This window comes from Streptomyces sp. NPDC054842 (assembly GCF_053611025.1).
In genome coordinates this window covers 30,583-53,555 of the sequence record NZ_JBSGZN010000053.1, presented here as the reverse complement: position 1 = coordinate 53,555, position 22,973 = coordinate 30,583, and the positions used below count along the sequence as shown (strand labels likewise).

Here is a 22,973-nt window from a genome sequence, read left to right as displayed (position 1 = left end):
TTGGTGTTTTCGTTCGGATCGGCCCCCCGGGGGGGGGGGGGGCCACGGATATCTCCTGGGGGCCGGCCCCGCGCCATGTGGCCGGTTCCCCGGGTGGCCGGGGCCGGTCCCGCCCCGACGGGCGCGGGACCGGACCGCGGTGGTTCAGCCGACGGCGACCGTGAAGACGTGCAGGTCGCCGTTGTCCGGCAGTTTCACGCTCCGGATCGTCCGGCCGGCCGGTGCCTCGAAGGGCCTGGTCGCGAAGACGTACGTCGCCACCGGGTCCTTGTCGGCGCCCGCGACGTTGCGGTACAGGGTCCTGGCGACGACCTCGTTGCCGTACTGGACGGTGCCGCCCCCGCCGCCGACGGTCCAGTCGGTGAAGGCGAGGTCGACGGTGTCCGTGCCGCCGTCGGTGTAGGTGACGGTCGCCTCGGCCCGCTGGTTCCCGTTGACCGCGCTGCCGACGAAGCTCAACTTGGCCGCCGGTTCCGGAAGTTCGACGGTCTGGCCGGACGCGGTGGCGTTGTCGGGGCGGCCCGCCGGGGAGTCGGGCCAGGTGAAGGCGAGGCCGCCGGGAACCGTGCCGCGCTCCCCCGGGGTGAGGCCGGCCGCGGCCAGCGCCTGACGGGAGTAGCTCCAGCCGCCCCCGTCGTAGTCCGCCTCGTCGTGGTCGCCCGCGTCGTCCGAGACGCCGGTGTTGTCGTACGCGGCGAGGAGGGAGCCGGGCGCCGCCACCGTCAGGGCCACCGGCTGCCGGTAGGAGGAGCCGTCCGACGTCACCGTGACCTGGACGTCGTGGAAGCCCTCCCGGGCGGTGTCCGCCGCCTTCAGGGTGATGCGCTGCGCCCCGTCGGTCACGGTGCCCTCGGCGGGGCTCGCCGTGACGCCGTCCGGTACGTCCACGTGGAAGCGCACCTCCGGACCCGCGCCGCCGCTCAGGGCCAGCGCCTTGATGTCCAGCTCGGTGCTGCCGCCCGGCGCGAGCTTCGCCGTGGTGGGGCCCACGCCGATCTGGTACGGCTGCTCGCCGGTGCGGAAGGACGGCGGGGCGTCGGTGGGGGCGCTGCCCCACTCCTTGTCCGGGGTGCCGCTCAGCGTGTAGTCGAGGGTGCCGCCCGAGCGGACGAAGGACGCGGGGACCCAAGGACGGTCGCTGGAGCGGCCGTCGACCTTCAGGGAGCGGACGTACGGGGCGTCCGGGGCCGCGCCGGCCGCGCGGATGCTGATGTCCCCGCCGCCGGGGCGGGAGATCTCGGCGCGCGGGAACAGCGGTGAGGCCAGGACGAGTTCGGCCCGCGAGGGGACCTGCGGATACATGCCGAGCGCGGAGAAGACGTACCAGGAGGACATCTCCCCCAGGTCGTCGTTGCCGGGGATGCCGCCCGGCTGGGTCGACCAGAGCTGCCGTACGGCCGCGCGGACCGTCTCCTGCGTCTTGTACGGGGCGCCCGCGTACGCGTACAGGTAGGGGACGTTGATCGAGGGCTCGTTGTCCAGCTCGGACTTGTCGCCCCCGCTGCCGGTGAACGCCCAGTCGCCGTCGGCGTCGTGGAAGAAGGTGTCCAGCCGTTCGAGTGCCTCGGCCCGGCCGCCCATCGCCGCGAAGAGCCCGGCCGGGTCGTGCTGGACCATCCAGGTGTACTGGGCGGCCGTCCCCTCGACGAAGCCGTTGCCGGTCGCCGGGGTGAAGCCGGTGACCCAGCTGCCGTCCGCCTTGCGGTTGGCGATGTAGCCGCCGCTCGGGTCGGCGGCGAGGTTGAAGTTGTTCTGCCACCACTGGGCGCGGCCGGCGAAGGTCCTGGCGGTCTTCTTCTCCCCCGCGGCGGCCGCCAGTTGGGAGATCGCGAAGTCGGCGCCCGACATCTCCAGGGTCTCGGCCGCGCCGCCCCAGGCGTTGGACACGGACGGCATGTAGTGGTGCTTCAGGTACTTGTCGAGGGACGGCCGCTGGCCCACGGAGAGCACCGGCTTGCCCGCGGGTGAGAGGTCCTGCTCCGTCGGCACGGTCGCCGCCCTCACCAGCGAGTCCAGTGCCCCGCGCAGGTCGAAGCGGGTGCCTCCGAAGGCGCGGATGCCGGCGAGCGCGGCCGGCGAGGGGTCGCCGTTCATGACGTGCGTCCCGCTCGCGCCGTGCAGCCAGCGGTCCCAGATCCCGCCGTTCTGCCGGGCCAGCCGGAGGAGCGACTGCGCGATGTCGGAACCGACGCCGGGGTCGAGGAGGGTCAGCAGCTGGACCTGGGAGCGGTAGACGTCCCAGCCGGAGAAGGTTCCGTACTGGGCCCGGTGGCCGCGCTCGACGGTGTGCACCTCGCCGTCGGCGCCCCGGTATCTGCGGTCGGCGTCGCTGATGACGTTCGGGTGCAGGAGGGCGTGGTAGAGCGCGGTGTAGAACGTCGTGCGGTCGGTGTCGGAGCCGCCGCCGATCCTGATCGCGCCGAGGCGTTCCCGCCAGGCGTGCCGGGCGGCCTCGCGCACGGAGTCGAAGGACCGGGCGGGCGGGTTCTCCGCCGCGAGGTTCGCCGCCGCGCCGGCCCGGCTCACGTACGAGATGCCGACCTTGACGTGCACGGGGCCGGCGCCGGGTGCGAACTCCACGTAGCCGCCCGCGCCCTTGCCCGCGACGGGCCGTCCGCCGTCGCCGAAGCCGCCCGTGCCGCCGCTCGCCTCGGTGGCGCCCGGGTTCAGCTCGCCGTCGTGCCAGGTGCCGGTCTCCTCGAAGTCCCGGTCGAAGCGGGCGGTGAAGTACAGGGTGTAGTAGCTGCGCCGGCCCTCCGGGTCGAGGTAGCCGCAGAAGTTCCCGGACGTGACGGACCCGGACACCGTGCGGGTCGCGGGGTCGATGCGCACGTCCGAAGCGGTCGACCCCACCTCGGAGTTGGCGGTGCGGATGAGGAGTGAGGCGGGCTTGTCCGACGGGAAGGTGAAGCGGCCGGAGCCGGTGCGCGCGGTCGCGGTGAGGTCGGCGGTGACCCCGGAGGCGAGGGCGGCCTTGTAGTGACCGGGCTCGGCCGTCTCGTCGGAGTGCTTGAAGTCGGCGGCGTACACCGCGTCCTTGGTGTCGCTCGCCGGGGAGGACGTCACCTTGCCCGCGTACGGGAAGAACGGGATGTCGCCGCTGCCGCCCGCGCAGCCGGTGCCGGACATGTGGGTCAGGCTGAAGCCCCGGACGCGGGTGGCGTCGTACTGGTAACCGCCGGGCGCGGCGGTGCGGGTGGCGTCGCCGCGGGTGTTCTCCGGGCTCCAGGAGAGCATGCCGAAGGGGACGACGGCGCCGGGGAAGACGTTGCCGCCGTTCCTGGTGCCGATGAGGGGGTCGACGTACGCGGTCGGGTCGCGGACGAGGTCGGGCGGGCCGGCCGCGGGCGCGGCCAGGGCCGGGGTGGCACCGCCGGCCGCCAGGACGACGGCGAGCAGCACGGATGACGGACGGAAACGCATGACGCGGCCCCTCCTCCTTCGGACGGGTCGCGCACCACGGGTCGCACAAGCCGCAGGGACAGTAACGTGCGCCACGGGTACCACGGAAGACCGCGTCGGCCGCGTGCGGCGCGCCCCGCTCCGGTCCGGCGCCCACCCCTTCGGCGCAGGGCCGTCGGCGATCTGCGGGGCAACTGGCTTGACATCGTTGTCCGTTGGGGCGATAGAGTCATGTGCAGACCATCAGACAACGTTGTCGCACACCGCGGCCGTCACAAGCCACGCACCACCCCGGGCCGGCACTCCCCCCTTCGGCCGGACCGGGCTCGCGGACCGGGTGAGTCCCAAGGCCCCACCCGGTCCGCCCCGAGCCGTGGACCGCCGCCGGGCGGCACGGACGGGCGGGGCGGGAACGGTCTTTCCGGAGCGGGTTCCGGTCCGCCGTCATGGGAGCGCTCCCACCCCACGCGCAAGTTAGCGCGCGGGGGCACCGCTGTAAACGGCTGTCACAGGGCGGGCGTTGGCTGGGGGCTTCGCGCCCCCGGAGGCATGGGATCGCGCGCTTGCCCGCGGGGGGCGCGCCTACAGAGACCACCGAACCGGCTTGAGGACCGTGGAAGCCGCCCGGCGCACGGCGAGGGCCGCATCCCCGTCGTGCGGGGATGCGGCCCTCAACTGCCGTGCGGGGCCCGGTGACGGGCTCCTGGTCCGGCTACTTGCGGATCAGGCTGCGCAGCACGTACTGCATGATGCCGCCGTTGCGGTAGTAGTCCGCCTCGCCGGGGGTGTCGATGCGGACGACCGCGTCGAACTCCACGCCGGTGTCGGTGGTGACCTTCACCGTGCGCGGCGTGGTGCCGTTGTTGAGCTCCTCGACGCCGGTGAAGGAGAAGGTCTCCTCGCCGGTCAGGCCGAGGGACTCGGCGGTCGCACCCTCCGGGAACTGGAGCGGCAGGACGCCCATGCCGATGAGGTTCGAGCGGTGGATGCGCTCGTAGGACTCGGCGATGACGGCCTTGACGCCGAGGAGCGCGGTGCCCTTGGCGGCCCAGTCGCGGGACGAGCCGGAGCCGTACTCCTTGCCCGCGAGCACGACGAGCGGGATGCCCTGCTCGATGTAGTTGCGCGAGGCGTCGTAGATGAACGACACCGGAGCGTCGCCCTTCGTGAAGTCGCGGGTGTAGCCGCCCTCGGTGCCCGGCGCGATCTGGTTGCGCAGGCGGATGTTGGCGAACGTGCCGCGGATCATGACCTCGTGGTTGCCGCGGCGCGAGCCGTAGCTGTTGAAGTCACGACGCTCCACACCGTGCTCGGTGAGGTACTGGCCGGCCGGGGTGTCGGCCTTGATGGCGCCGGCCGGGGAGATGTGGTCGGTGGTGACCGAGTCGCCCAGCTTGGCGAGGACGCGCGCGCCCGTGATGTCGGAGACCGGGGTGGTCTCCATCGTCATGCCCTCGAAGTACGGGGGCTTGCGCACGTAGGTCGACTCGGTGTCCCACTCGAAGGTGTTGCCGGTCGGGATCGGCAGCGCCTGCCACTGGGCGTCGCCCGCGAAGACGTCCTGGTAGGACTTGCTGAACATGTCCTCGCCGATGGCGTTCGCCACGACGTCGTTGACCTCGGCCTCGGTCGGCCAGATGTCCTCGAGGAAGACCGGCTTGCCGTCCTGGTCGGTGCCGAGGGCGTCCTTGGTGACGTCCACCTTCATGGACCCGGCGAGGGCGTACGCGACGACCAGCGGCGGGGAGGCCAGGTAGTTCATCTTGACGTCGGGGTTGATCCGGCCCTCGAAGTTCCGGTTGCCGGAGAGGACCGAGGTGACCGCGAGGTCGTGGTCGTTGACCGCCTGGGAGACCTCCTCCGGCAGCGGGCCGGAGTTGCCGATGCAGGTGGTGCAGCCGTAGCCGACGAGGTTGAAGCCGACCTTGTCGAGGTAGGGGGTGAGCCCCGCCTTGTCGAAGTAGTCGGTGACGACCTTGGAGCCCGGGGCGAGGGTGGTCTTGACCCACGGCTTGCGGGTCAGGCCCTTCTCGACCGCCTTCTTGGCCACCAGCGCGGCGGCGACCATGACGTACGGGTTCGAGGTGTTGGTGCAGGAGGTGATCGCGGCGACCGTGACGGCGCCGTGGTCGAGCTCGTAGGTCGAGCCGTCGGGGGCGGTCACCGTGACCGGGTTCGACGGGCCGGAGCCGGCGACGACGGCCGAGTGCTGCGGGGCACCGGAGCCGTTGTCGTCGTGGCCGTAGGCGGGGGCGTCGCTGGCCGGGAAGGACTCGTCGCTCGCCTCGTCGACCGGGGAGGCCACGCCGTGCGGCTTCTCCTGCGCCGGGACGCCGGACTTGCGGTCGTCGCCGCCGGTGACGCCGGCCTCGACGTAGTTGAGGACGTCGGCCTTGAACTGCTCGGCGGCGTTCGCGAGGACGATGCGGTCCTGCGGGCGCTTCGGGCCGGCGATCGAGGGGACGACGGTGGAGAGGTCGAGCTCCAGCTTCTCGGAGAAGTCGGGCTCGGCGGCCGGGTCGAGCCAGAGGCCCTGCTCCTTGGCGTACGCCTCGACGAGCGCGACCTGCTGGGCGTCGCGGCCGGTCAGGCGCAGGTACTTCAGCGTCTCGTCGTCGATCGGGAAGATCGCGGCGGTGGAGCCGAACTCCGGCGACATGTTGCCGATGGTCGCGCGGTTGGCGAGCGAGGTGGCGGCGACGCCCTCGCCGTAGAACTCGACGAACTTGCCGACGACACCGTGCTTGCGCAGCATCTCGGTGATGGTCAGCACGAGGTCGGTGGCGGTGGTGCCGGGCTTGAGCTCACCGGTCAGCTTGAAGCCGACGACGCGCGGGATGAGCATCGAGACGGGCTGGCCGAGCATCGCGGCCTCGGCCTCGATGCCGCCGACGCCCCAGCCGAGCACACCGAGGCCGTTGACCATCGTGGTGTGCGAGTCGGTGCCGACAAGGGTGTCGGGGTACGCCTGGCCGTTGCGGACCATGACCGTGCGGGCCAGGTGCTCGATGTTGACCTGGTGGACGATGCCGGTGCCCGGCGGGACGACCTTGAAGTCGTCGAACGCGGTCTGGCCCCAGCGCAGGAACTGGTAGCGCTCCTTGTTGCGGCCGTACTCCAGCTCGACGTTCTGCGCGAACGCCTCGTGCGTGCCGAACTTGTCGGCGATGACGGAGTGGTCGATGACCAGCTCGGCCGGGGAGAGCGGGTTGACCTTCGCGGGGTCGCCGCCGAGCTCCTTGACGGCCTCGCGCATGGTGGCGAGGTCCACGACGCAGGGCACACCGGTGAAGTCCTGCATGATCACGCGAGCCGGCGTGAACTGGATCTCCTGCGACGGCTGCGCCTGGGAGTCCCAGCCGCCGATCGCCCGGATGTGGTCGGCGGTGATGTTCGCGCCGTCCTCGGTGCGGAGGAGGTTCTCCAGCAGCACCTTCAGGCTGTACGGCAGGCGGGCCGAGCCCTCCACCTTGTCCAGCCGGAAGATCTCGTACGACTCGTCGCCCACCTGCAGCGTGCTGCGGGCGTCGAAGCTGTTCGCCGACACGACAGTCTCCTTCATATATGTGCGCGTACCCACCGCAATCCTGCCGCCACGACGACTGGCCGATCCGCTAAGGTAAGGCTAAGTTAGGTAACCCTTACCGGGTTGGCGGCTGCGGGGCGCCCCGGCAGATATCTCGATGTCGAGATAACTGTAGTACATGACCCCTGCGCGCAACCAAGCGCGTACCCCTGTCATGCCCCTCATCGTCGTACGCGGCGCACGCCCGCACCAGCGCTACAGCGACGCGGCGGCCTTCAGCCCGCCGTCGCCGACGCGGCGCGGCTCCCTCGCCATCGCCAGGGAGAAGGAGTGGGCGAGGGCCGCGCAGGCGTGCTTCAGGTTCCACCCGCGAGGGCGAGCGCCAGGACGCCGGCCGTGAGCATGCGGCGGAACCCGTGTGCGGGGGTGCGGGGCGTCGTCATCAGAGTCTCCCTACGTCCTCCGTGGCCGGTGCCCGGGGTGGGGCGGCCGAGTCGCGCTCCTGCCGTCACGGGCGGATCGGGCCGGGCCTCGGCGCGCCGGGCGGACAGGCCCCGGCCCCGGTCACGGAGTTGCCGGGGGCGGCGGTCAACTCCGCTTCGACGTGCGGTGTTTCGCGTCGACTGATCGTGAAAGGCGCGGGTAGCCGTAGGCCATGGCTATCACTTTCCGCAAGAGCTTCCGCATCCTCCCCGGCGTCCGGCTGAACATCAACCGTCACTCGTGGTCCATCACCACGGGCGGCGCGAACGGACCCCGGCACACGCACAGCAGCACCGGCCGGCGCACGACGTCGATGGACCTGCCGGGTCCGTTCGGCTGGCGGCGCACCCGTACCGCCAAGCGGCGGTAGGACCGGCCGACGGCCCGTCACCCCCGTCGGCGGGCCCACGGCTGAGCGGGCGTCACCTGAAGGGACCCCCCGGGAAGGCGCCATCTCATATCTGAGATAACCTCGGCCCCATGGCAGACGACTACCTCGTACGCATCGGCAAGCTCATCCGTGACGCCCGGCAGCACCGGGGCTGGACACAGTCGCAGCTCGCCGAGGCACTCGGCACCAGCCAGAGCGCCGTCAACCGCATCGAGCGCGGCAATCAAAACATCAGCCTTGAGATGATCGCCCGAATCGGTGAGGCGCTGGACAGCGAGATCGTCTCGCTGGGCTACGCGGGCCCCATGCATCTGCGGGTGGTCGGCGGCCGTCGCCTGTCCGGCTCCATCGACGTCAAGACCAGCAAGAACGCCTGCGTGGCACTGCTCTGCGCCACGCTGCTCAACAAGGGCCGCACCGTGCTGCGCCGGGTCGCCCGCATCGAGGAGGTGTACCGCCTTCTGGAGGTGCTGGGCTCCATCGGCGTACGCACCCGCTGGATCAACGACGGCGTCGACCTGGAGATCGTGCCGCCGGCCGACCTCGACATGGGCACCATCGACGCGGACGCGGCCCGCCGCACCCGCTCGATCATCATGTTCCTGGGCCCGCTGCTGCACCGCCTGGACAACTTCAAGCTGCCGTACGCGGGCGGCTGCGACCTCGGCACCCGCACGATCGAGCCGCACATGATCGCGCTGCGCCGGTTCGGGCTGGACATCGCGGCGACCGAGGGGCTCTACCACGCGCAGGTCGACCGGTCGGTCTCCCCCGGCCGGCCGATCGTGCTGACCGAGCGCGGCGACACCGTGACGGAGAACGCGCTGCTGGCCGCCGCCCGCCACGACGGCGTGACCGTCATCCGCAACGCCTCCTCGAACTACATGGTCCAGGACCTGTGCTTCTTCCTGGAGGCCCTGGGCGTACGGGTCGAGGGCATCGGCACCACCACGCTCACCGTGCACGGCGTGCCGAACATCGACGTCGACGTGGACTACTCGCCCTCCGAGGACCCGGTCGAGGCGATGAGCCTGCTGGCCGCCGCCGTGGTCACCGAGTCCGAGCTGAAGGTGTGCCGGGTCCCGATCGAGTTCCTGGAGATCGAGCTCGCGGTCCTGGAGGAGATGGGCCTCGACCACGACCGCACGGCCGAGTACTTCGCCGACAACGGCCGTACGCGCCTGGTGGACCTGACCGTGCGGCCCTCCAAGCTGGAGGCGCCGATCGACAAGATCCACCCGATGCCGTTCCCGGGCCTGAACATCGACAACGTCCCGTTCTTCGCGGCCATCGCGGCCTCGGCGCAGGGCAAGACACTGATCCACGACTGGGTGTACGACAACCGGGCGATCTACCTCACGGACCTCAACCGCCTCGGCGGCAGGCTCCAGTTGCTCGACCCGCACCGCGTCCTGGTGGAGGGCCCGACCCGCTGGCGGGCGGCCGAGATGATGTGCCCGCCCGCGCTGCGCCCTGCCGTGGTCGTGCTGCTGGCGATGATGGCGGCCGAGGGCACGTCCGTGCTGCGCAACGTGTACGTCATCAACCGGGGTTACGAGGACCTGGCGGAGCGGCTCAACACGGTCGGCGCGCAGATCGAGATCTTCCGGGACATCTGACAGCTCCGGACAGGCGGGACCGGCAGGCGGCCCGTGAGGGGTGAGTGCGCTCTCACGGCGTCCGCGGGCCGGAGCGGGGCTCGGGCGCCCGGATACGGGGTGGCCCCCGGACGCGCCTGGAGACGGGTCGGTGCCCGGGCGCGCCCGGATCCGGCGTGGTGCTCCCGGATCCGGGCAAGGTGCGTGCCCCGGTCTCAGGCCTGGGCGAGCATGACCTGTCGCTGGCTGGTCGCGTGGAAGTGCGGCATCGGGAGGCCCAGGAAGCCGGGCCGCAGCTCCATGAGCGTGGCCTCCACGTGGGCCTCGCCCGCCGTGAACGCCGCCGTGCCCAGGCGGGCCGTGTTCGCCCAGCGGTGTTCGGCGCCGTCGCAGACCGCGCGGGTGCCGCCGACGCCGTGCCGGACGTTGCCGCCGCCCTGCACCAGGGTGGAGCTGACGAAGACCGGGCCGGTCGCGGCGGAACAGCGGTAGGTGCCGGAGAGGGTGAGGGTGCCGTCCACGGCGAGCTTGCCGGCCGTGTCGACGGTGACCGAGTCGGCCGCGGCGGCCGGAGCCGCCGGGGGGACGGCGGCGGGCGTCGAGGCGGCCGGGGTGCCGGAGGCGGCCGGGACGAGGGGGGCGTCGAGGGCGTGCGCGGCGGTGGGGGCGGTCAGCAGGAGCAGCGCGGCGCCGGTGGCCGCGCCGACGGCCTGACGGATGGACATGGAGTACCTCCTGGAGTGGGGGGCCCGCAAAGGGGTCTCTCAGGGGTGTTCCACGGGCACCCTTGCCGCCGTGCCCTCCGCGCCGACCGTCACTCCTTCGGCGGCGCGCCCGCGGCGGCCCGCTCGCGCACGCGCCGAGCCCCGTCGCCGGTACCGGAACCGCCCCGGGCGTCCTGGCGGCGTACCCGTGTTGTCCGCGTGTTGTCACGCTTCACGGCCGGCTGTTCCGATGAGTTCGCCGCGGGAGGATGGTCTGTTCATGCGAGGCGGTGGCAGCGCCGCCGGCCGTCGATCGCATCAGACGTGGAGGTGCGCCATGTGTTCCCACCAGTCTTCGGACCGTCCCGGCCGCGAGGCCGCGCACATCGTCGCCGCCCACCCCGAGCAGGGGTGGAGCCTCAGGTGCGACGGTGCGATCGTCTTCGACGACACCGGGGAGCTGCTGCCCGACGGCAGCGTCGTCGCTCCGCACCGGGTCTCGGTGGACCTGCTGACCGTCGCCGCCTGACCCGGTCCCGGCACAGCGCCCGGGAGGGCCGAGCGGCGGAAGCCGTCAGGGAAGCACCGCGAAGCCGTCGAGTTCGACGAGTGCCCGTTCGTCCCAGAGGCGGACGGCGCCGATGACGGCCATCGCCGGATAGACGCGGCCCGCGAGCTCCCGCCAGACGCGGCCCAGTTCGCCGGCCCGCGCGCGGTAGTCCGCGACGTCGGTCGCGTAGACGGTGACGCGGGCCAGGTCGGCCGGGGTGCCGCCGGCGGCCCGCAGGGCGGCCAGCAGGTTGCCGAGCGCCGTCCGGAACTGCTCCGGCAGCGTCTCGCCGACCACCTCGCCGTCGGCGTCGAGCGAGGTCTGGCCCGCGAGGAAGACCACCCGGGTACCGGTGGCGACGACGGCGTGCGAGAAGCCTGTGGGCGGGGACAGGTCCGGCGGGTTGACCCGCTCGGTGGTCACGGGGCGCCGCCCTCGCCGGTCCCGCCGCGGTGCGCGGTGCCGCGCGGTTTCCGGTACAACTCCTTGGCGATGAGCGCGCGTTGGACCTCGCTCGCGCCCTCGTAGATGCGGGGCGCGCGGACCTCGCGGTAGAGGTGTTCCAGCAGATGGCCGCGGCGCAGGGCGCGGGCGCCGTGCAGCTGGACGGCCGCGTCGACGACGTACTGGGCGGTCTCGGTGGCCAGCAGCTTCGCCATCGCGGAACGCCGGGGCACGTCCGGGTCGCCCGCGTCGTACGCCGCCGCGGCCGCGTAGACCATGAGGCGGGCCGCCTCCGTGCGCAGGGACATCTCGGCGACCTGGTGGGCCACGGTCTGCAGATCGCGCAGCGGCCCGCCGAACGCCTCGCGGCCGGCGGTGTGGGCGAGGGTCGCGTCCAGGGCCGCCTGGGCCATGCCGACCGCGAAGGCGCCCACGCTCGGCCGGAAGAGGTTGAGGGTGCTCATGGCGACCCGGAACCCCTGGTCCGTCTCCCCGAGGACGTCGTCGGCCGTGACCGGCACGGCGTCGAAGCCGAGGGCTCCCACGGGGTGCGGGGAGAGGAGGTCAAGCGGGGTGCCGGTGAGCCCGGGGCGGCCGGCCGGGACGAGGAAGGCGGTGACACCGCGGGCACCCGCGTCCTGGGTGGTCCGCGCGAAGACGGTGTAAAAGTCCGCCTCGGGGGCGTTGGAGATCCAGCACTTCTCGCCGGTGAGCCGCCAGCGGCCGGGGCCGTCCTCGTCGGCGCGCAGGGCCAGCGCCGCCGCGTCCGAGCCGGCGCCCGGCTCGCTCAGCGCGAACGCGGCGACGGCGGTGCCCTCGCGCACGCCCGGCAGCCAGCGGTCCCGCTGGGCGGGCGTGCCGTGCGCGTGCACCGGATGGGCGCCCAGGCCCTGGAGGGCGAGGGCGGTCTCCGCCTCGGTGCAGGTCTGCGCCAGGGACTCGCGCATCAGGCACAGGTCGAGCGCGCCCGACCCGAACAGCCGGGCGAGCAGGCCGAGCCGGCCCAACTCCGCCACCAACGGCCGGTTGACGTGGCCGGGTTCCGCCTTCTCCGTCAAGGGGCGCAGCCGTTGTGCGGCGAGGGTGCGCAACTCGCCGCACCAGGCGGTCTGTTCCGGGTCGAGCGCGAATGCGGTCACTGCCGGTCCTCTCCCCTGGGCCGCGCGGTTCGCGGGCGGCCGGACGCGTCGTGCGGGCCCGGGCGAGCGGGCCCGGGGGCGAGTGGTCCCGGCCCGCACACCGTCCCGGCACGGCCCGCACCGTACGGGCACGGCGGGCCGTCCGTGGCGCCGTCCCGGTGCAGTCCGTGGCCGCCTCCCGCGACCGTATCGCGGACCGTTGACTGTCGTCACCAACACGATACGCTCCTCGTGCCAGCCCACCACGACAAGGGGGCGAACGGCCATGGATCCCAGACACCCCGGGGACGCCGGGACCACGACGCACGCCGGGGGCGCGTCCGGCGCCGTGCGCGGGCCGTCGGTCTCGGCCCACGTGGACACCTTCGCGCGCGACCACCTCCCGCCCCCGGACCAGTGGCCGGAACTCCGGTTCGAGCTGCCCGGGCTGCGCTACCCCGGCCGGCTCAACTGCGCCGTCGAACTCCTGGACCGCACGGTCGAACGGTTCGGCGCCGGGCGTCCCGTGTTCCGCACCGACTCCGGACCGGCGTGGACGTACGGGGAGTTGCTCGACCGGGTCGACCGGATCGCCCACGTCCTCACCGGCGAGCTGGGCGTCGTGCCGGGCAACCGGGTGCTGCTGCGCGGGCCCACCACCCCCTGGCTGGCCGCCTGCTGGCTGGCGGTGCTGAAGGCGGGCGCCGTGGCCGTCACGGTGCTGGCCCAGCAACGGCCGCACGAACTGCGCACGATGTGCGGGATCGCCCGGGTGACCCACGCGCTGTGCGACGCCCGCTGCGTGGACGACCTGGCCGACGCCGGGATCGCCGGCCTGCGCGTGACGACGTACGGCGGGGACGCCCCCGACGACCTGCCGGCGCGGACCGCCGGGGCGCCGGACGGCCCGTACCCGGCGGCCGACACCGCCTCCGACGACGTCGCGCTCATCGCCTTCACCTCCGGCACCACCGGCCGGCCCAAGGGCTGCATGCACTTCCACCGGGACGTGCTGGCGGTCGCGGACACCTTCTCCGCGCACGTGCTGAAGCCGCGCCCGGACGACGTCTTCGCGGGCAGTCCCCCGCTGGGCTTCACCTTCGGGCTCGGCGGGCTGGTGATCTTCCCGCTGCGGGCCGGCGCGAGCTCCCTGCTGCTCGAACAGGCAGTCCCCCGGCAGCTGTTGCCGGCGGTCGCCCGACACCGGGTGTCGGTGCTCTTCACGGCTCCGACCGCCTACCGGGCGATGCTCGACGACCTCGACGGCCACGACGTCGGGTCGCTGCGCCGGTGCGTCTCGGCGGGCGAGAACCTGCCCGCCGCCACCTGGCACGCCTGGCACGACCGGACCGGCCTGCGGATCATCAACGGCATCGGCGCCACCGAGCTGCTGCACATCTTCATCTCCGCGGCCGACGAGCGGATCCGGCCCGGCACGACGGGGCTGCCGGTGCCGGGCTGGGAGGCGCGCGTGGTGGACGGCTCGGGCGACCCGGTGCCCGACGGCGAACCGGGGCTGCTCGCCGTGCGCGGACCGGTCGGCTGCCGCTACCTCGCCGACCCCCGGCAGCGGGAGTACGTACGCGGCGGCTGGAACCTCACCGGCGACACCTACGTACGCGACCCCGACGGCTGCTTCCGCTATGTGGCCCGCGCCGACGACATGATCATCTCGGCCGGGTACAACATCGCGGGCCCCGAGGTCGAGGAGGCGCTGCTGCGCCATCCGGACGTGGTCGAGACGGCCGTGGTGGGGCACCCGGACGAGGAGCGCGGCCAGGTCGCGGTGGCGTACGCGGTGCTGCGGCCGGGCGCGCCCCGGGACGCCGACGCGCTGCGCGCGTTCGTCAAGTCCGAGCTGGCGCCGTACAAGTGCCCGCGCCGGATCGTCTTCCTGGACGCGCTGCCGCGCACGGCGACGGGGAAGCTCCAGCGGTTCCGGCTGCGCGAACCGGCCGGCGGCACCCCCGCGGACGGCACCGGCGTCCCCCGGGCCGGCCGGCCGGAATGATCTACGCTTTAGAGTGATCAACGTGTCCGAGCAACACGCCCCCCGGTCCCTCATCGTCACGTTCTACGGCGCCTACGGCCGCTTCGCACCCGGCCCGGTACCGGTCGCCGAACTGATCCGGCTCCTCGCCGCGGTCGGCGTCGACGCGCCCTCCGTGCGCTCGTCGGTGTCGCGGCTGAAGCGGCGCGGTCTGCTCCTGCCGGAGCGCACGGCGGGCGGCGCGGCCGGATACGCGCTGTCGCCCGACGCACGTCAGCTCCTGGACGACGGCGACCGGCGCGTGTACGCGGCGGCGGCCCCGCGGGACGAGGGCTGGGTGCTCGCGGTGTTCTCCGTACCGGAGTCCGAGCGGCAGAAGCGTCACGTGCTGCGCTCCCGGCTGGCCGGGCTCGGCTTCGGCGCGGCGGCCCCGGGCGTGTGGATCGCCCCGGCGCGGCTGTACGAGGAGACCCGGCACGCCCTGGCGCGGCTGGGCCTCGATCCGTACGTGGACCTCTTCCGCGGCGAGCACCTCGGCTTCGCGGCGACCGCGGACGCGGTCGCACGCTGGTGGGACCTCACCGCGATCGCCAAGCAGCACGAGGCGTTCCTCGACGCCCACGCGCCCGTGCTGCACGCCTGGGAGCGGCGCCCGGACACCCCGCCTGACGAGGCGTACCGCGACTACCTCCTGGCCCTGGACTCCTGGCGCCATCTGCCGTACGCCGATCCCGGACTGCCGGCCGGGCTGCTGCCCGGGGACTGGCCGGGGGCCCGGTCGGCGGCCGTCTTCCGGGGCCTGCACGAGCGGCTGCGGGACGCCGGGGCGGAGTTCGCGGGCATCTCGGCGGCCGAGTAGCCCTGTTGGCGGGACGCGGCCACGGTCACGTCCCCGGGGGCCATGGCGATACGCACGACGGCCGCACCCCCACAGGCGGGACAATCGGCCGCCGCACTCTGCTCTGGCCTCCTCAATCCGCCAGTCTCAGACGTGGTTTGGGGTCGTCCGTGCGTCCGGTCTGCGGGCGCCTGCTGCCCGCCCGGTACGGCTCGGGCCAGACGACGCCGGGGCCGACGTACCCCTGCTCGGCCGCCGCGTGCAGGGTCCAGTGCGGGTCGTAGAGATGCGGGCGGGCCAGCGCGCACAGGTCCGTGCGTCCCGCCAGGATCAGGGAGTTGACGTCGTCCCACGAGGAGATCGCGCCGACGGCGATCACCGGGATCCCGGTCTCGTTCCGGATCCGGTCGGCGAACGGCGTCTGGTACGAGCGGCCGTACCCGGGGCGTTCGTCGGCGACGACCTGACCGGTCGAGACGTCGATCGCGTCGGCGCCGTGGGCGGCGAAGGCGCGGGCGACGGCGACCGCCTCGTCGGCCGTGATACCGCCCTCGGCCCAGTCGGTGGCGGAGATCCGCACCGTCATGGGCCGCTCCTGCGGCCATACGGCGCGTACGGCGTCGAACACCTCCAGCGGGAACCGAAGCCGTCCGGCGAGGGAGCCGCCGTAGGCGTCGGTCCTGCGGTTGGTCAGCGGCGAGAGGAAGCCGGACAGCAGGTAGCCGTGGGCACAGTGCAGTTCGAGCAGGTCGAAGCCGCAGCGGGCGGCACGCCGGGCCGCGGCCGCGAACTGTTCGCGCAGGTCGGTCAGTTGGGAGCGCACGAGTTCGCGGGGTGTCTGGCTGTCCGGGCGGTACGGGATCGGTGAGGCCGCCACGAGCGGCCAGTTGCCTTCCTCCAGCGGTTCGTCGATGCCCTCCCACATCAGCTTCGTCGAGCCCTTGCGGCCCGAGTGGCCGAGCTGGACGCCGATGGCCGTGCCCGGTGACGCGCGGTGCACGAAGTCGGTGATCCGGCGCCACGACTCGGCCTGTCCGGGGGCGTAGAGGCCCGCGCAGCCGGGTGTGATGCGGCCCTCGGGGCTGACGCACACCATCTCGGTCATGACCAGTCCGGCGCCGCCCAGCGCCCGCGCCCCGAGGTGGACGAGGTGGAAGTCGCCGGGCACGCCGTCGGTCGCCGAGTACAGGTCCATGGGGGACACCACGACCCGGTTGCGCAGCCGCAGGTCGCGCAGCCGGAACGGCGTGAACATCGGGGGCGTGTCCGGCGGGCAGCCGAACTCGCGCTCCACGCCCGTGACGAAACGGGCGTCCCGCAGCCGCAGGTTGTCGTGCGTGACGCGGCGGCTGCGGGTGAGCAGGTTGAAGGCGAACTGCCGGGGCGGCTGGGCGAGATGGAGCGAGACGTTCTCGAACCATTCCAGGCTGGCCCGCGCGGCGCGCTGCGTGGAGGCGACCACCGGGCGCCGTTCCGCCTCGTAGGCGGCCAGGGCCTCGCCGAGGTTCGGCCGCTCCTCCAGACAGGCGGCGAGGGCCAGGGCGTCCTCCACCGCGAGCTTCGTACCGGAGCCGATGGAGAAGTGGGCGGTGTGCGCGGCGTCGCCGAGGAGGACGAGGTTGCCGTGCGACCAGCGGTCGTTGACGACGGTGCGGAAGTTCGTCCAGGCCGACCGGTGGGACCGCAGCGGCCGGCCGCCGAGGGCGTCCGCGAAGATCTTGGCGCACCGCTCGACGGACTCCGCCTCGTCCAGCTCCGCGAACCCGGCCGCCCGCCACACCTCCTCGCGCATCTCGACGATGACGGTGGAGGAATCGGCCGCGTACGGATAGCCGTGCAGTTGCATCACGCCGTGCTCGGTCTCGGCGATCTCGAAGCGGAACGCCTCGAAGGCGAAGTCGGCGGCGAGCCAGATGTAGCGGCAGCGGTGTTCCTCGACGGAGGGGCCGAACACGTCGGCGTGCGCCCGCCGGGTGAGGCTGTGCACCCCGTCGGCGGCGACGACGAGATCGTGGGTGGCCGTCAGCTCGGCCGCGGGCGGGGCCTCGGCGCGGAAGCGGAGCTCCACGCCGAGGCCGCGGCAGCGTTCGTGGAGGATCTCCAGGAGACGGCGCCTGCCAAGCGCCGCGAAGCCGTGGCCGCCGGAGGTGTGGCGCACCCCGCGGTGCACGATGTCGATGTCGTCCCAGCGCACGAACTCGGAGCGCAGGGCCTCGTGGACGACCGGGTCGGCGTGCTCGATGCCGCCGAGCGTCTCGTCGGACAGCACGACGCCGAAGCCGAAGGTGTCGTCGGGCGCGTTGCGCTCCCAGACGGTGATCTCGCGTTCCGGGCGGAGCCGTTTGAGCAGCGCGGCGGCGTAGAGCCCGCCGGGCCCGCCGCCGACGACGGCGACCCGCAGCCCTCGTCCGCCGGCCGCCCCGGACCCGTCCCCGGCGCGCGGCTCCCCGGGCATCCGGGTGGCGTCCCCGCGCGGCACGGTCACCGCCCCCGCCACTTCGGCGGCCGCTTCTCCGTGAACGCCGCGTGGAACTCCGCGTAGTCCTCGCCGTTCATGAGCAGGGCCTGGGTGGCGGCGTCCAGCTCCACCGACGCGGCGAGCGGCATGTCCAGCTCGGCGGTGAGCAGCGCCTTGGTCTGGGCGTACGCGAGCGCCGGTCCCTCGGCCAGGCGGTGGGCGAGCGCCCGGGCGTGCTCGTCGGCTCGGCCCTCCTCGGTGAGTTCGCTGATCAGGCCGATGCGCTCGGCCTCGGGCGCCCGCACCGGTTCTCCGAGCATCAGCAGCCGGGTGGCGTGCCCGAGGCCGACCACCCGGGGCAGGAGGTAGGCGGCGCCCATGTCGCCGCCGGACAGTCCGACGCGGGTGAAGAGGAAGGCGAAGCGGGCGGTGGGGTCGGCGACCCGGAAGTCGGCGGCGAGGGCGAGGACGGCTCCGGCACCCGCGGCCACGCCGTGCACCGCCGCGATCACCGGGAACGGGCACTCCCGCAGGGCGCGCACGACCTGCCCGGTCATCCGGTTGAAGTCCAGCAGCTGTGCGGTGTCCATCGCCAGGGTGGCGCCGATGATCTCGTCGACGTCCCCGCCGGAACAGAACCCGCGGCCCTCGCCGGCCAGCACCAAGGCCCGCACGGACCTCTCGCGGGACAGCTCGGCGAGCAGGTCGCGGAGGTCGGCGTAAGCGCCGAAGGTGAGCGCGTTCAGCTTGTCCGGGCGGGCGAGGGTGACCGTGGCGACCCCGTCGGCGATCCGGCATCTCACGTGCTGCCAGTCGGAGGTGCGGGCGGCGGAGCCGGTGAAGGGACTCATGGTGTGCGGCCTCCTCGGGCGGGGGCGGCGGTCGGCGGCACCGGGCCGAGGAGACCCGCGACCGCACCCGGCTGCCTCACGAAGCTATCACCGCTCCGTGACTGTCGTCACGAGTGCGCGATAACCCGGTTTCCGGGTGAGTTCCGGTGATCCCCGGACGCGGGTCCGGCTGCGCGGGGCGGCCCAGGGCGGCCCCGGAAGGGCGGGAAGGGGGCGAGGGCCGGGGCTGCGGCCGTCACGTCGGTGCGGCGGTGCGGCGGTGCGGCGGTGCGGCGGTGCGGCGGTGCGGCGGTGCGGCGGTGCGGCGGTGCGGCGGTGCGGGAGCATCGCCCGTTGCCTGGGCCTCGCGGGGCGGAACCCCGGCCAGGGGGCCGCGGCGGCGGCGCAGCACCTCGGCCGAACGGGCCGGCCCCGGCCGGAGTGCGGGTCACACCTTGGCCGAGCAGGCCGGCTCCGCGGGGGTTCGGCGGCGCGCCCCGACCGGACAGGGCCGTCGCTGCCGGGGCGCGCGGTCACACCCCGCCTGAACGGGGTCCCGGCCGAGGGCCGTGCCGCACCCGGGCGAACGGAGTTCCGGCCGGAGGTGGAAGACCCCCGCCGTGGCGGCCTCCACCCGATCGAACAGGGCCGTCGCTGCCGGGGCGCGCGGTCACACCCCGCCTGAACGGGGTCCCGGCCGAGGGCCGTGCCGCACCCGGGCGAACGGAGTTCCGTCCGGAGCCGGAAACCCCCCGCCGTGGCGGCCTCCACCCGACCGAACGGGGTGCCGGCCGGGGTGCGGGCGGCCAGGGTCCCGGCCGGCTGCCCGGGAACCCCCGCCGCCCCGGGCCCCCACGCGGCCGAACAGGGTCCCGGCCGAGGGCGGCGCGGCACGCCGGGCGCAAGCGAGTCCCGGCCGGAGCCGGGGAACCCCCGTCGCGGCGGGCCTCCAGGCGGCCGTCACCGAGTCACGGATCGGCGATAGCCGCGTAACGGCGGGCGCAGCCGTGCGCGGCGGGCCCTTCGCCTGGGTACGCAGCCCGGTACGCGTGACGAACGTCCCCGCCACCGCCCCCCGCCCGACTCTGTTCGGGCAAGCCGTACCATTCCTATGTTGAAAGCAGGACAGCCTGCTGATGAACGGACCCGCCTTGCACGAGCCGCCCTCCGCCCCCGCCTCCTGGCGCATCGCGCTGCCGCACACGGCTGCGGCGGTGCCCGTCGCGCGTGCGCTGGTCCGGACGGCGCTGGCCGAGCTGAAGCACGCCGCCGACAGCGACACCGCCGAGCTGCTGACCGCGGAGCTGGTCGCCAACGCCGTGGAGCACACCGCGGGGAACGGTCCGATAGAGCTGGTGGTGGAGCTGCTGCCGTCGGGCTGTCAGGTCGAGGTCCACGACCCGGACCCGGAGCCGCCCGGCGATCTCACGATCCCGCAGCAGCTCGGTCCGCCCGACCCCTGGCAGGAGCACGGGCGCGGCCTCCTCCTCATCCGCACCCTCAGCTCGTCCTGCGGTCACCGCCCCACCGAGTCCGGCAAGGCGGTCTGGTTCAGGCTTCCTGCCGTACCGCCTCAGCGCCGTTACGCGCACTAGCGTCCCCGGCCGCCGGGGCGAGCCGCGAGTGACGGCGCCCGTACCCGACGTAGACCAGGAAGCCGGCCACGAGGAACGCCGCGAACTGCAGCCAGGTCCGCCAGCCGGTCTCGTACATCAGGTAGAGGCAGAAGGCGACGCCGAGCAGGGGCATGACCGGGTAGAGCGGTACGCGGAACGCGCGGGCGAGGCCCGGTTCGCGGCGCCGCAGGGCGATCAGCACGATGTTGACGACGGCCATCACGGCCAGCGTGCCGATGGTGGTGAGGTCCACGACGGCGTCCAGCGAGGCGAAGGCCGCCGGGACCGCGAAGACGACCGCCACGATGACCGTCCCGGAGACCGGGGTCGACGTCTTCGGGGAGACACGCTCGAAGACGCGCGGGACGAGTCCGTCGCGGGCCATGGACATGAGGACGCGGGTCTGGCCGTACATCACCGCGAGGACGACCGAGGCGATCGCGACGACCGCGCCGAAGGCGACGACGCCGCCGCCGACGGTGGAGCCGGTGACCTCGTTGACGACGTAGGACAGCGCGGCGGGCCGGCCCCCGACGCGGTCCGCGCCGATGGCGCCGATCGCCGCGAGCGCCACGGCGCAGTACAGCAGCGTGACCAGGCCGATGCAGACCAGGATCGCGATCGGGATGTCGCGGCGCGGGTTCCTGGCCTCCTCACCGGCGGTGGTGATCGCGTCGAAGCCGATGTAGGAGAAGAAGGCGGCCGTGGTGCCGGCACCGATGCCGCCGAGGCCGGCCGGCGAGAACGGGCTGAGGTTGCCGTCCTTGAAGGCGGTGAAACCGATGGCGCAGAAGGCCACGAGGACCGCGAGCTTCAGGACGGCCATGGCGGCGGTCGCGCGGGCGCTCTCGCGCACCCCGCGGACGAGCAGGACCGAGGCCAGCGCGATCACGACGACGGCCGGGAGGTTGACGACACCGCCGTCGGCGGGGCCTGCGGACAGCGCGTCTGGCAGCTCCACTCCGGTCAGGCTGCGGAGCAGTTCGTTGACGTACTGGCTCCAGCCGACCGCCACCGCCGACACGGAGACGCCGTACTCCAGGAGCAGGCACCAGCCGACGAGGAAGGCCGTGCCCTCGCCGAGGCCCGCGTAGGCGAAGGAGTACGAGGATCCGGACACCGGGATCGCGCCGCCCAGCTCCGCGAAGCTGAACGCGGTGAAGACGCAGGTCAGCGCGGCGAGGACGAACGAGACGACCACGGCAGGCCCGGCCTGGCCGACGGAGTCGGAGAGGCCGACGAAGATCCCGGTGCCGACGATGGCGCCGACGCCGAAGCAGACGAGCTGGAAGAGGCCCATGGTGCGCTTGAGGCTATGGCCTTCGAGGTCCGCGCCCGATTCGGCGACCAGGAGCTCGGTGGACTTGATGCGGGGAGCGCGCCTGCTGCGGGCGGCGCGCTCGGTGCGTGGAGCGGGCATGCGGGTGGTGCTCATTTCGGTGGTGCGGGGGCGCGACGGGGTCGGTCGCATGACGGGCACCGGAAGGGATGGTTCCGGCGCCCGCCGAGGATCGTACGGGGAGACGCGGCGGGAGCGTTACACGGACGGCGGCACGCCGGGGCGGGACGGGGGCCCGGAGGGCGCGGACGCGGACGGAGACACGCCGGGCGGACGGGTGTCCGGAGGGTGCGGGCGCGGAGGGATGCGTCCTGCGGGCGCGGGTGGGGCCTGATCCCGGGTCCGAGCTGGGGACGTCCTTCGGTCCGGGCCGGGTTCGCGTCCGGGGCTTGGGCCTGGTTTCGGTCCGGGCCGGGTTCGCGTCCGGGGCTTGGGCCGGATTTCGGTCCGGGGCCGGATCAGGAACGGGTTCCGGTCCGGGCCGGGTCAGGCGAGGGTGGCGACCAGGATGGCCTTGATGGTGTGCAGCCTGTTCTCCGCCTCGTCGAAGACGACCGAGTGCTCCGACTCGAACACCTCGTCGGTCACCTCCAGCGAGTCGAGACCGTGGGTCTCGTGGATCTCGCGGCCGATCTTGGTGCCCAGGTCGTGGAAGGCCGGCAGGCAGTGCAGGAACTTGACGTCCGGGTTCCCGGTGGCGCGGAGCACGTCCATCGTCACGGCGTACGGCGACAGCGCGCGGATCCGCTCGTCCCACACGTCCTTCGGCTCCCCCATCGAGACCCAGACGTCGGTGGCCACGAAGTCGGCGCCGCGGACCCCCTCGGCGACCTCCTCGGTGAGCGTGACCCGGCCGCCGCTGTGCTCGGCGAGCTTGTGGGCGCGGTCGACGATCTCCTGCGCCGGCCAGTACGCGCGCGGGGCGACTATCCGTACGTCCATGCCGAGCAGCGCGCCGGTGACCAGGTAGGAGTTGCCCATGTTGAAGCGGGCGTCGCCCAGGTACGCGAAGGCGATCCCGTCGAGGGGCTTGTCGCTGTGCTCGGTCATGGTGAGGACGTCGGCGAGCATCTGGGTGGGGTGCCAGTCGTCGGTCAGACCGTTGTAGACCGGCACTCCCGCGTACGCGGCGAGTTCCTCGACGCCCGCCTGGCTGTCGCCCCGGTACTGGATCGCGTCGAACATCCGGCCGAGCACGCGCGCGGTGTCCTTCACGGACTCCTTGTGCCCTATCTGCGAACCGGACGGGTCGAGATAGGTGGTCGAGGCTCCCTGGTCGGCGGCGGCGACCTCGAACGCGCAGCGGGTGCGGGTCGAGGTCTTCTCGAAGATCAGCGCGATGTTGCGTCCCTGGAGGTGGCGCGTCTCCGTGCCCGCCTTCTTGGCCGCCTTGAGCTCCGCGGCCAGCTCGATCAGACCGCGGAACTCCTCCGCGGTGAAGTCCAGCTCCTTGAGGAAGTGGCGGCCGGCGAGGGCGGTCGGGACTGTCGCCATGGGGGCGCTCCAGGGTTACGAAGACGGGGACTTCTGGAATTCTATACGACCTTCTACATTTCTATGCGGAGCCGGGTGCGCCACGACCCGCCCCGGCCCCCGCCGACCGCCCACTCGCCGCGCGCCGCACGAAGGCGGACGCGCACCCGGCCCGTCCACTCTCCGCGCCGCACCGGGCCGGGCGCACACCCA

Annotated in this window: 15 protein-coding genes; 6 read left to right on the top strand and 9 right to left on the bottom strand. The window is 73.3% G+C overall.

Annotated features, from left to right (window positions below):
* Positions 1–144: 144 nt before the first annotated feature.
* A complete protein-coding gene (locus ACWGIS_RS30865; RefSeq protein ID WP_453365771.1) occupies positions 145–3,423 on the bottom strand; it encodes a GH92 family glycosyl hydrolase in 3,279 nt (1,092 codons plus the stop codon).
* Positions 3,424–4,114: 691 nt separating this feature from the next.
* Entirely contained in the window at positions 4,115–6,949 is a 2,835-nt protein-coding gene (locus tag ACWGIS_RS30860) for an aconitate hydratase (RefSeq protein WP_453365770.1), read from the bottom strand.
* A gap of 634 nt (positions 6,950–7,583) precedes the next feature.
* Between ACWGIS_RS30860 and ACWGIS_RS30855 the strand changes: the two genes are divergently transcribed.
* Both ACWGIS_RS30855 and ACWGIS_RS30850 read left to right on the top strand, forming a co-directional pair.
* Positions 7,584–7,781, top strand: coding sequence for a DUF4236 domain-containing protein (locus tag ACWGIS_RS30855; protein WP_355784868.1), 198 nt, complete (start codon positions 7,584–7,586; stop codon positions 7,779–7,781).
* Between the two features lie 110 nt (positions 7,782–7,891).
* Positions 7,892–9,421 carry a helix-turn-helix domain-containing protein gene (locus ACWGIS_RS30850; protein WP_453365769.1) on the top strand — a complete coding sequence of 510 codons (1,530 nt, stop codon included), beginning with the start codon at positions 7,892–7,894 and terminating at the stop codon, positions 9,419–9,421.
* A 194-nt stretch (positions 9,422–9,615) separates the two neighbouring features.
* Here ACWGIS_RS30850 and ACWGIS_RS30845 read toward each other — a convergent pair whose 3' ends face one another.
* Positions 9,616–10,125, bottom strand: a complete 510-nt coding sequence (locus tag ACWGIS_RS30845; protein ID WP_453365768.1) for a DUF6299 family protein — start codon at positions 10,123–10,125, stop codon at positions 9,616–9,618.
* 316 nt (positions 10,126–10,441) lie between these two features.
* Between ACWGIS_RS30845 and ACWGIS_RS30840 the strand changes: the two genes are divergently transcribed.
* Positions 10,442–10,633 carry a DUF5999 family protein gene (locus ACWGIS_RS30840; RefSeq protein ID WP_453365767.1) on the top strand — a complete coding sequence of 64 codons (192 nt, stop codon included), beginning with the start codon at positions 10,442–10,444 and terminating at the stop codon, positions 10,631–10,633.
* Between the two features lie 45 nt (positions 10,634–10,678).
* On the opposite strand, the gene ACWGIS_RS30835 is transcribed toward ACWGIS_RS30840, so the two are convergent.
* Positions 10,679–11,077, bottom strand: a complete 399-nt coding sequence (locus tag ACWGIS_RS30835; protein WP_453365766.1) for a RidA family protein — start codon at positions 11,075–11,077, stop codon at positions 10,679–10,681.
* On the bottom strand, positions 11,074–12,237 hold the full coding sequence (locus tag ACWGIS_RS30830; RefSeq protein WP_453365765.1) for an acyl-CoA dehydrogenase family protein: 1,164 nt from the start codon (positions 12,235–12,237) through the stop codon (positions 11,074–11,076). The genes ACWGIS_RS30835 and ACWGIS_RS30830 overlap by 4 nt, the downstream gene beginning before the upstream one ends.
* 265 nt (positions 12,238–12,502) lie before the next feature.
* Here ACWGIS_RS30830 and ACWGIS_RS30825 point away from each other — a divergent pair, with 265 nt between their 5' ends.
* Both ACWGIS_RS30825 and ACWGIS_RS30820 read left to right on the top strand, forming a co-directional pair.
* Positions 12,503–14,227: an AMP-binding protein gene (locus ACWGIS_RS30825; protein ID WP_453365764.1), complete on the top strand. Its 1,725-nt coding sequence runs from the start codon at positions 12,503–12,505 to the stop codon at positions 14,225–14,227.
* Positions 14,228–14,240: 13 nt separating this feature from the next.
* A complete protein-coding gene (locus tag ACWGIS_RS30820) occupies positions 14,241–15,065 on the top strand; it encodes a PaaX family transcriptional regulator (protein WP_453365763.1) in 825 nt (274 codons plus the stop codon).
* A gap of 112 nt (positions 15,066–15,177) precedes the next feature.
* Here the strand turns inward: ACWGIS_RS30820 and ACWGIS_RS30815 are convergent, their stop codons facing one another.
* Together ACWGIS_RS30815 and ACWGIS_RS30810 are read right to left on the bottom strand one after the other, a co-directional pair.
* Positions 15,178–17,499 carry a bifunctional salicylyl-CoA 5-hydroxylase/oxidoreductase gene (locus ACWGIS_RS30815; RefSeq protein ID WP_453365773.1) on the bottom strand — a complete coding sequence of 774 codons (2,322 nt, stop codon included), beginning with the start codon at positions 17,497–17,499 and terminating at the stop codon, positions 15,178–15,180.
* 26 nt (positions 17,500–17,525) lie between these two features.
* A complete protein-coding gene (locus tag ACWGIS_RS30810) occupies positions 17,526–18,353 on the bottom strand; it encodes an enoyl-CoA hydratase family protein (RefSeq protein ID WP_453365762.1) in 828 nt (275 codons plus the stop codon).
* 1,115 nt (positions 18,354–19,468) lie between these two features.
* Here ACWGIS_RS30810 and ACWGIS_RS30805 point away from each other — a divergent pair.
* Positions 19,469–19,927 (top strand): ATP-binding protein, encoded by a 459-nt coding sequence (locus tag ACWGIS_RS30805; RefSeq protein WP_453365761.1) that lies wholly within the window; start codon positions 19,469–19,471, stop codon positions 19,925–19,927.
* On the opposite strand, the gene ACWGIS_RS30800 is transcribed toward ACWGIS_RS30805, so the two are convergent.
* Positions 19,884–21,368 (bottom strand): amino acid permease, encoded by a 1,485-nt coding sequence (locus ACWGIS_RS30800; protein WP_453365760.1) that lies wholly within the window; start codon positions 21,366–21,368, stop codon positions 19,884–19,886. The two genes, ACWGIS_RS30805 and ACWGIS_RS30800, sit on opposite strands and share 44 nt — an antisense overlap.
* Before the next feature lie 405 nt (positions 21,369–21,773).
* Positions 21,774–22,781 (bottom strand): ornithine carbamoyltransferase, encoded by a 1,008-nt coding sequence (gene argF / locus ACWGIS_RS30795; protein ID WP_453365759.1) that lies wholly within the window; start codon positions 22,779–22,781, stop codon positions 21,774–21,776.
* Positions 22,782–22,973 lie beyond the last annotated feature (192 nt).

What these genes read in the sequence shown, in the direction of transcription:
- ACWGIS_RS30865 (WP_453365771.1), bottom strand. Translation starts at nt 3,423, where the DNA reads ATGCGTTTCCGTCCGTCATCCGTGCTGCTCGCCGTCGTCCTGGCGGCC.
- ACWGIS_RS30855 (WP_355784868.1), top strand. Translation starts at nt 7,584, where the DNA reads ATGGCTATCACTTTCCGCAAGAGCTTCCGCATCCTCCCCGGCGTCCGG.
- ACWGIS_RS30850 (WP_453365769.1), top strand. Translation starts at nt 7,892, where the DNA reads ATGGCAGACGACTACCTCGTACGCATCGGCAAGCTCATCCGTGACGCC.
- ACWGIS_RS30845 (WP_453365768.1), bottom strand. Translation starts at nt 10,125, where the DNA reads ATGTCCATCCGTCAGGCCGTCGGCGCGGCCACCGGCGCCGCGCTGCTC.
- ACWGIS_RS30840 (WP_453365767.1), top strand. Translation starts at nt 10,442, where the DNA reads ATGTGTTCCCACCAGTCTTCGGACCGTCCCGGCCGCGAGGCCGCGCAC.
- ACWGIS_RS30825 (WP_453365764.1), top strand. Translation starts at nt 12,503, where the DNA reads ATGGATCCCAGACACCCCGGGGACGCCGGGACCACGACGCACGCCGGG.
- ACWGIS_RS30815 (WP_453365773.1), bottom strand. Translation starts at nt 17,499, where the DNA reads ATGCCCGGGGAGCCGCGCGCCGGGGACGGGTCCGGGGCGGCCGGCGGA.
- ACWGIS_RS30810 (WP_453365762.1), bottom strand. Translation starts at nt 18,353, where the DNA reads ATGAGTCCCTTCACCGGCTCCGCCGCCCGCACCTCCGACTGGCAGCAC.
- ACWGIS_RS30805 (WP_453365761.1), top strand. Translation starts at nt 19,469, where the DNA reads ATGAACGGACCCGCCTTGCACGAGCCGCCCTCCGCCCCCGCCTCCTGG.
- ACWGIS_RS30800 (WP_453365760.1), bottom strand. Translation starts at nt 21,368, where the DNA reads ATGCCCGCTCCACGCACCGAGCGCGCCGCCCGCAGCAGGCGCGCTCCC.
- argF (WP_453365759.1), bottom strand. Translation starts at nt 22,781, where the DNA reads ATGGCGACAGTCCCGACCGCCCTCGCCGGCCGCCACTTCCTCAAGGAG.